The sequence below is a fragment of the Saccharopolyspora sp. NPDC002686 genome (assembly GCF_040295745.1).
Taxonomy (GTDB): domain Bacteria; phylum Actinomycetota; class Actinomycetes; order Mycobacteriales; family Pseudonocardiaceae; genus Saccharopolyspora; species Saccharopolyspora oryzae.
The window spans coordinates 1-8392 of the sequence record NZ_JBEOVY010000336.1 but is presented as its reverse complement, the minus strand read 5'-3'; the positions used below and the strand labels follow the sequence as shown (position 1 = coordinate 8392).

The 8392-nt window shown below is 69.1% G+C and carries 3 protein-coding genes, 1 rRNA gene, 1 pseudogene and 1 riboswitch; of the genes and pseudogenes, 2 read left to right on the top strand and 3 right to left on the bottom strand.

What is annotated here, in order from left to right; genetic code table 11:
* Positions 1–74: 74 nt before the first annotated feature.
* Positions 75–2438, bottom strand: coding sequence for a glycoside hydrolase family 3 protein (locus ABTZ89_RS31450; RefSeq protein WP_351051548.1), 2364 nt, complete (start codon positions 2436–2438; stop codon positions 75–77).
* A 105-nt stretch (positions 2439–2543) separates the two neighbouring features.
* A riboswitch (cobalamin riboswitch) is annotated at positions 2544–2759 on the top strand.
* On the opposite strand from ABTZ89_RS31450, the pseudogene ABTZ89_RS31445 reads away from it, so the two are divergent.
* Positions 2742–5252 (top strand): annotated as a pseudogene (locus ABTZ89_RS31445) (ribonucleoside-diphosphate reductase subunit alpha); the annotation flags it as partial. Its footprint overlaps the riboswitch before it by 18 nt.
* Before the next feature lie 31 nt (positions 5253–5283).
* Positions 5284–6453: a ribonucleotide-diphosphate reductase subunit beta gene (locus ABTZ89_RS31440; protein ID WP_351051542.1), complete on the top strand. Its 1170-nt coding sequence runs from the start codon at positions 5284–5286 to the stop codon at positions 6451–6453.
* Positions 6454–6468: 15 nt separating this feature from the next.
* Here ABTZ89_RS31440 and ilvD read toward each other — a convergent pair whose 3' ends face one another.
* Together ilvD and rrf are read right to left on the bottom strand one after the other, a co-directional pair.
* Positions 6469–8169 (bottom strand): dihydroxy-acid dehydratase, encoded by a 1701-nt coding sequence (gene ilvD / locus ABTZ89_RS31435; protein ID WP_351051539.1) that lies wholly within the window; start codon positions 8167–8169, stop codon positions 6469–6471.
* 133 nt (positions 8170–8302) lie between these two features.
* Positions 8303–8392: ribosomal RNA gene (gene rrf / locus ABTZ89_RS31430) — 5S ribosomal RNA — on the bottom strand; the annotation flags it as partial.

Here is an 8392-nt window from a genome sequence, read left to right as displayed (position 1 = left end):
TTCGGGGGGGGGGGGGGGGGTTTTGCTATTTAATTGTAATTGGCTGGTCCGATTTCCATTGAAATCGCGGCGGATCAGCGCGGAGCGATCAGCCGGAGGTCGGCGATGCTGCGGCCGACGCGGAGCTCGTCGGAGCCCGGTTCGACGTCCACGTCCACGGCGACCTCCGCGCCCGCTTCGGCCTCGACGACGGCGAAACCCGCCAGGCGCAGCGGATCCGCGGCGTAGACCTGGACGACTTCGCGGCCGGCCCGGTCACCGGTGTTGCGCAGCTTCACCCGCACCACGTCGCCGTCGACCGCGGCTTCCAGGTACTCCCACGTGGTGTACCCGAGCCCGTGTCCGAAGTGGAACGCCGGCGTCGCACCGCGATCCAGGTAGGCCCGGTAGCCGACCGAAGTTCCCTCGTCGTAGCGGAGTTCGCCGTCCACCGGCTGCACCGCGGGCAGCGGCACCGGGACGTCGGCCAGCGCCGCCGGGAAGGTCGTCGGCAACCGGCCACCTGGTTCCGCCTGCCCCAGCAGGACGTCCGCGAGCGCGTCGCCGTACTCCTGGCTGCCGAACCACGTCCACAGCACCGCCGGGACCTCCCCGCTCCACGGCATCAGCACCGGCGCTCCGGCGTTGACCACCACCACGGTGTTCGGGTTCACCGCCAGCACCTCGCGGACCAGTTCGTCCTGCACGCCCGGCAGATCCAGCGAGCTCCGGTCCCGCCCCTCGGTCTCGACCTCGTCGTTCGTGCCGACCACCACCACCGCGACATCAGCATCCCGGGCGACTGCGAGCGCCGCGGCGAGCTCGCTCGCGTCGTCCCACTCCCGCGCCCGGTGGCCGAGCCCGACCGACACCAGGCCCTCGGTGCTCTCCGGGGTGAACTCCACGGTCAACGCCATCCGCCCCGACGCGTCCAGGTCCGAATCCACCAGCACGACGTTGAACCGCTGCTCCGGCGGTTCCAGCATGTCCGCCAGCGGGTCGTCGACACCCGACGTGCGCGCCACGTCCGCCGCCAGCACCTCGCGGCCCGAGACCTCGGCCCGGAAGTGCCCGGTGCCGCTCACCCCGAACACGTGCTCGCCGAGTTCTGCGCTCACCTTCGCCCGCAACCGCAACGACTTCGCCCCGTGCGGCAGGCCGGACATCCACAGCAGCCGATCGGTGCCGCGGAGCTCGCTGCCGAGCACTTCCCCGTCCGCGCCGAGGAAATCGACGCGGATCCCGGCACCTCCCCCGTCCGGATCGGCCACCTCGTCCGGCGCGAGCACGTCCAGCAACCGCCGGTGCCGAACCCCGCGCTGGTAGACCACCTGCGCGTCCGGCAGCGCAGCCCGCAGCCCGGCCAGCGGCGTCACCACGTGCGGCGGGCTGACGTGCGACGAACCTCCGCCCTGCACGGCGGGAATCGTCGCGTTCTCCCCGATCACGGCCACTTTGGACACCTTCGGGTCGATCGGCAGCACCGGCGCCCCACCGACGGGTTCGTTGCGCAGCAGCACGAATCCGCGGGTCGCGAGATCGCGGACGATCGGCCGGGCTTCCTCCGGCGGCGCGCCGCCACCTGGCTCGGAATCCTCGAAAGCCCCGACGCGGGAAGCCAACCGGAGCAACCGCAGGACCTTGTCGTCGAGCACCTCGGCCGGAACTTCGCCCTGCTGCACTGCCTTCGCGAGCTTCCCGTCGGCCCACGGGCTCTTCGGCCCCGGCATCGCCAGGTCCAACCCGCCCAGCGCGGCACCGCGCAGCGAGCGGGTGGCGAACCAGTCCGACACCACCACGCCGTCCCACCCCCACTCGCCCTTGAGCACGTCGTTGACCAGCGGCGAGTTCTCCGTCATCGTCTGCCCGTTGACCGAGTTGTAGGCCGCCATCACCACCCACGGACCGGCCTTCGACACGATCCGCTCGAACGGTTTCAGGTAGACCTCGCGCAACGTCCGCTCGTCGACCACCGCGTCGTAGCTGAGCCGTTCGGTCTCGGTGTCGTTGGCGACGAAGTGCTTCGCCGTCGCCGCCACCCCGCGCGACTGGACGCCCGAGACGACCTCCGCGCCGAGCTCCCCGATCAGCAGCGGATCCTCGGAGAAGTTCTCGAAGTGCCTGCCGCCGAACGGACTCCGGTGCACGTTCACCGTCGGCGCGAGCACCACGTGCACACCGCGCCGCCGCGCCTCGTCGCCGAACAGCTCGCCCGCGGTCCGCGCCGCCGCCCGGTCCCAAGTGGCCCCCAGCGCGGACGCGACCGGCAGCAGCAGCGACGTGTCGCGCTCGTCCCACTCCGTTCCGCGCACCCCGTTCGGGCCGTCGGAGAGCACCATCAAGCGCAGTCCGACCTTCGGCATAGGATGCAGCGTCCAGAAGCCGGCACCGGTCAGCAGCCGGGCCTTCTCCGCCGCGGTCAGCTCCTCCAACAACGACCGCAGCTGCGCCTCGTCCACGGGCAACCCCTTTCGGCAGGCTCCGGTCGCCAGTCTCTGCCACCCGACCGGGGAGCACAACACGCCGATATCTGCCCGTTCACATCAGCCACAAACCCAACATGTAGTGTGTCGATCGCTGGTGGTTCGCCAGAGCGATCTGGTGAGGCAAGAGGGAACCCGGTGCGAATCCGGGACTGCCCCGCAGCGGTGAACGGGAACGACCGTCGTGACCCGACCGCCCATCCCGGGCGACGGGTAGAGCACTGGGCCAACGCCTGGGAAGCCACGACCAGTAGGCCGCCCGTGAGTCCGAAGACCTGCCACCGGTGCACGCGACAAGGCGTGCTGTCCGGGGCCTCGAGGGCGGGTTCGCGTGGACGATCGGCGGCGCCTGCCGCCCTGGTCTTCTCGCGCGCGCTCGAGGTCCGCAGAGCTCGCGAGGGGAGAGAGCCAGTGACGGCCACACTCAACGACTGGACCGAGGTGTCGACCGCGGTCCACCAGGCCTGCGCCGGATTGTCCGGCGTGTCCGCGGAAGCAGTGCTCGACGAAGTGCGGCGCACCGGCTACGCGGGGATCAGCGACGACGAGCTCTCGCTGGCCCAGATCATGGCTGCCCGCACCCTGATCGAGACCGAACCGAACTACTCGCAGGTCACCGCCCGCCTGCTGCTGAACCGGATGCGCCGCGAAGCGCTGGAGTTCCTCGGCGCGGAGCCGGACTCGGACTACGCCGAGCACTTCGCCGAGTACGTGCGCCGGGGGGTGGCGCTCGAACAGCTGGACCCGGAGCTGGCGGACTTCGACCTGGACCGGCTGGGCAGCGCGCTGGAGCCCGAGCGCGACCTGGAGTTCGGCTTCCTGGGTCTGCAGACCCTCTACGACCGGTACTTCCTGCACGAGGGCGGTGTGCGCTTCGAGCTGCCGCAGGCCTTCTTCATGCGGGTCGCGATGGGCCTGGCGCTGCGCGAGGACGACCGCGAAGCCCGCGCGATCGAGTTCTACCAGCTGCTGTCGTCGTTCGACTTCATGTGCTCGACGCCGACGCTGTTCAACGCAGGCACCACCCGTCCCCAGCTGTCCTCGTGCTTCCTCACCACGGTGGACGACGACCTGTCCGGCATCTTCCACTCGATCAGCAACAACGCGCTGCTGTCGAAGTACGCCGGCGGCCTCGGCAACGACTGGACGCCGGTGCGCGGCATCGGCGCGCACATCAAGGGCACCAACGGCAAGTCGCAGGGCGTGGTGCCGTTCCTGAAGATCGCCAACGACACCGCGGTGGCGGTCAACCAGGGCGGCAAGCGCAAGGGCGCGGTCTGCGCCTACCTGGAGACCTGGCACATCGACGTCGAGGAATTCCTCGACCTGCGCAAGAACACCGGTGACGACCGGCGCCGCACCCACGACATGAACACCGCGAACTGGGTGCCCGACGAGTTCCTGCGCCGCGTCGAGGCCGACGAGCAGTGGACGCTGTTCTCCCCCGACGAGACCCCGGACCTGCACGACCTCTACGGCACGGCGTTCGCCGAGCGCTACCGCGCCTACGAGCAGGCCGCCGACCGCGGCGAGATCGCGGTGTTCAAGCGGGTCCGCGCGGTCGAGCTGTGGCGGCGGATGCTGACCATGCTGTTCGAGACCGGCCACCCGTGGATCACCTTCAAGGACCCGTGCAACCTGCGTTCGCCGCAGCAGCACTCGGGCGTGGTGCACTCCTCGAACCTGTGCACCGAGATCACCCTGAACACCAGCGTCGACGAGGTCGCGGTGTGCAACCTCGGCTCGATCAACCTGGCCCACCACGTCACGGCCGGCGGGATCGACGCCGAGCGCCTGGAGCGCACCACCCGCACCGCGGTCCGGATGCTGGACAACGTCATCGACATCAACTTCTACACGATCCCGGAGGCCCGCCGGTCCAACATGCGGCACCGGCCGATCGGGCTGGGGCTGATGGGCTTCGCCGACGCGCTGTTCGTGCAGCGCATCGCGCCGTCGACGCCGGAAGCAGTGGAGTTCGCGGACCGCAGCATGGAGCTGATCAGCTACCACGCGATCAGCGCCTCCAGCAGGCTGGCCGCCGAGCGCGGCCGCTACGAGACCTTCGACGGCTCGCTGTGGAGCAAGGGCGTGCTGCCCATCGACTCGCTGGAACTGCTCGCCGAAGCCCGCGGCGGTGACGTCGACCTGGACCGCTCGTCCACGATGGACTGGGCGGAGCTGCGGGAACGCGTGGTCCGCGACGGGATGCGCAACTCCAACGTGATGGCCATCGCGCCGACCGCGACGATCGCCAACATCTGCGGCGTCAACCAGTCGATCGAGCCGGTCTACCGGAACCTGTACGTCAAGGCGAACATGTCCGGCGACTTCACCGTGGTCAACCCGCACCTGGTCGCCGACCTCAAGCGCGCCGGCCTGTGGGACGAGGCGATGGTCGCCGACCTGAAGTTCCACGACGGCAGCCTGCTGCCGATCGACCGGATCCCGCAGGAGCTCAAGGAGCTCTACGCCACCGCGTTCGAGATCGAGCCGCACTGGCTGGTCGACGCCGCCGCGCGCCGGCAGAAGTGGATCGACCAGGCCCAGTCGCTGAACCTCTACGTCGCCGCCCCCAGCGGCCGCAAGCTCGACGAGCTGTACCGGCTGGCCTGGCGCAAGGGCCTCAAGACCACGTACTACCTGCGCTCCACCAGCGCGACCCACGTGGAGAAGAGCACCCTGCGCGGCACCGACGGCAAGCTCAACGCCGTCCCGACCACGGTCCCCACCACCTCGACCGGAGCCGCCTGCTCCATCGAGGACCCGGACTGCGAAGCCTGCCAGTGACGCCCCACCCCGGGTCCCACCCGCAATTTCAATGGAAATCGCACCCCCGATTTCCATTGAAATTGCGGGGACCCGGGGCGCGCGGACCGCACTGCACGAACGAAAACCCCTGGAGCACCACAGCATGACCTCCCTGCAGTCCCCCTCCACCTCCGCCGGTCTCGGCGAGATCGACCGCTCCGGCGGGCGCGTCGACGTCAGCGAGAAGGCGATGATCAACGCCCGCGCCGACGTCAACCAGCTGCTGCCGCTGAAGTACGGCTGGGCGTGGGAGAAGTACCTCGCCGGCTGCAACAACCACTGGATGCCCACCGAGATCTCGATGCAGGCCGACATCGCGCTGTGGAAGTCCACCGACGGGCTCAGCGACGACGAACGGCTGATGCTCAAGCGCAACCTCGGGTTCTTCGCCACCGCGGAATCCCTGGTCGCCAACAACATCGTGCTCGCGGTCTACCGGCACATCACCAACCCCGAATGCCGCCAGTACCTGCTGCGCCAGGCCTTCGAGGAAGCCGTGCACACGCACACCTTCCAGTACATCTGCGAGAGCCTCGGCCTCGACGAGGGCGAGCTGTTCAACATGTACCGGGAGATCCCGTCGATCTCCGACAAGGACGCCTGGGCGCTGCAGTACACCCAGAGCCTGGAGGACCCGGACTTCGCGACCGGCACCACCGAGGCCGACCAGGCCTTCCTGCGCGACCTGGTCGCGTTCTACGTCATCTTCGAAGGCATGTGGTTCTACACCGGTTTCGCGCAGATCCTGGCGCTGGGCCGGCGGAACAAGATGGTCGGCATCGCCGAGCAGTACCAGTACATCCTGCGCGACGAGTCGATCCACCTGAACTTCGGCATCGACTGCATCAACCAGATCAAGCTGGAGAACCCGCACCTGTGGACCCCGGAGTTCCAGGCCGAGGTCCGCCAGATGCTCACCGAGGCCTGCGAGCTCGAGATCGCCTACGGCCGGGACACCATGCCCCGCGGCATCCTGGGCATCAACGCCGATCTGTGCGCCCAGTACATGCACTTCATCACCAACCGCCGGTGCGACCAGCTCGGCCTGGAGCCGGTGTTCCCGGAGGCGGAGAACCCGTTCCCGTGGATGTCGGAGGCGATGGACCTGAAGAAGGAGAAGAACTTCTTCGAGACCCGGGTCATCGAGTACCAGTCCGGGGCATCCCTCTCCTGGGACTGACCTGCTGCAGCCGGTTCAACCGCACACCGCGCCTTCGGCCGCGGAGCCGACCAGCTTCGCGTACTTGCCGAGAACGCCGTGGCGGAAGCGGGGTTCCGGTGGCGTCCAGCGCTCGCGCCGCCGCCGGAGCTCCGCCTCGTCCACCAGCAGGTCCAGGGTGCGGGCAGCGAGATCGAGTCTGATCGGATCGCCGTCCTGCACCAGCGCGATCGGTCCGCCGTCGGTGGCTTCCGGCGCCACGTGCCCGATGCACAACCCCGTCGTACCGCCGGAGAACCTGCCATCGGTCACCAGCAGGACGTCCTTGCCGAGACCGGCTCCCTTGATCGCACCGGTCACCGCGAGCATCTCCCGCATCCCAGGACCTCCGCGCGGCCCCTCGTACCGGATGACGACCACGTCACCGGGCTTGAGCGAGCCGTCCTCGACCGCGTCCATCGCGCCCTGCTCACCGTCGAAGACCCGCGCCGTCCCGTCGAACCGCTCGGAGTCGAACCCTGCGCTCTTCACCACCGCGCCATCGGGGGCCAGCGAACCGCGGAGGATCGTCAGCCCGCCGGTCGGGTGGATCGGGTTCGACATCTGGTGCAGCACCTCGCCGTCCAGCCCCGGGGGCTGCAGCTCGGCCAGGTTCTCCGCGACCGTCCGCCCGGTCACCGTCAGGCAGTCCCCGTTCAGCAGTCCCGCGTCCAGCAGTGCCTTCATCACCACCGGAACACCACCGATGCGGTCGACCGCGGACATCACGTACCGACCGAACGGCTTGACGTCCGCGAGGTGCGGCACCCGGTCACCGATCCTGTCGAAGTCGTCCAGCGCCAGGTCGACGCCGGCTTCTCGGGCGATCGCGAGCAGGTGCAGCACGGCATTGGTCGAGCCGCCGAAGGCCATCACCACCGCGATCGCGTTCTCGAAGGCCTGCTTGGTCAGGATCCGCCGGGCCGTCAGCCCGTTCTCCAGCATGCCGATCACCGCGCGCCCGGCAGCCCGCGCGCTCGCATCACGGCGCCGGTCCACCGAAGGCGGGCTCGCCGAACCCGGCATCGACATGCCCAGCGCTTCAGCCGCGCACGCCATGGTGTTCGCGGTGTACATCCCACCGCACGCGCCTTCACCCGGGCAGATGGCCCGCTCGATGCGGTCCACCTCGGCCCGGGAGATCAGGCCTCGGGCGCAAGCCCCGACCGCCTCGAAAGCATCGATGATCGTCACCTCCCGGTCGTCCACCCGACCGGGCAGGATGGAGCCGGCGTAGACGAACACCGAGGCGAGGTCGAGCCGGGCTGCCGCCATCAGCATCCCCGGCAGGCTCTTGTCGCAGCCCGCGAGCAGCACCGTGCCGTCCAGCCGCTCGGCCTCCACCACGGTCTCGACCGAATCGGCGATGATCTCCCGGGACACCAGGGAGTAGTGCATGCCGACGTGCCCCATCGAAATGCCGTCGGACACCGAGATGGTGCCGAACTCCATCGGGAATCCGCCGGCCGCGTGCACCCCGTCCTTGGCCGCACGCCCGAGCCGCTGCAGGGACAGGTTGCACGGGGTGATCTCGTTCCAGGAGGACGCCACCCCGATCTGCGGCTTGGCGAAGTCGTCGTCCTGCATGCCGACCGCGCGCAGCATCCCGCGCGCCGCGGCCCTCTCCATTCCCTCGGTGACCTCGCGACTCCGGGGTTTCAGAGCGCGCTGACCGTCGGTGAGCTTCGAAGCATCCACACCCAGGACTGTAAGCACGGCCACAACCCCGGTGCTCGTCGGCGACTGCGGCCGGCTAAAGGTTCTGGGGATAGAAGAAGGGCCCCGTTCCCCTGGACGAATCCAGAGGGAACGAGGCCCTTCTCAATTAGTGTGTCGGCGGTGTCTTACTCTCCCACACCCTGTCGAGTGCAGTACCATCAGCGCTGGGGAGCTTAGCTACCGGGTTCGGAATGGGACCGGG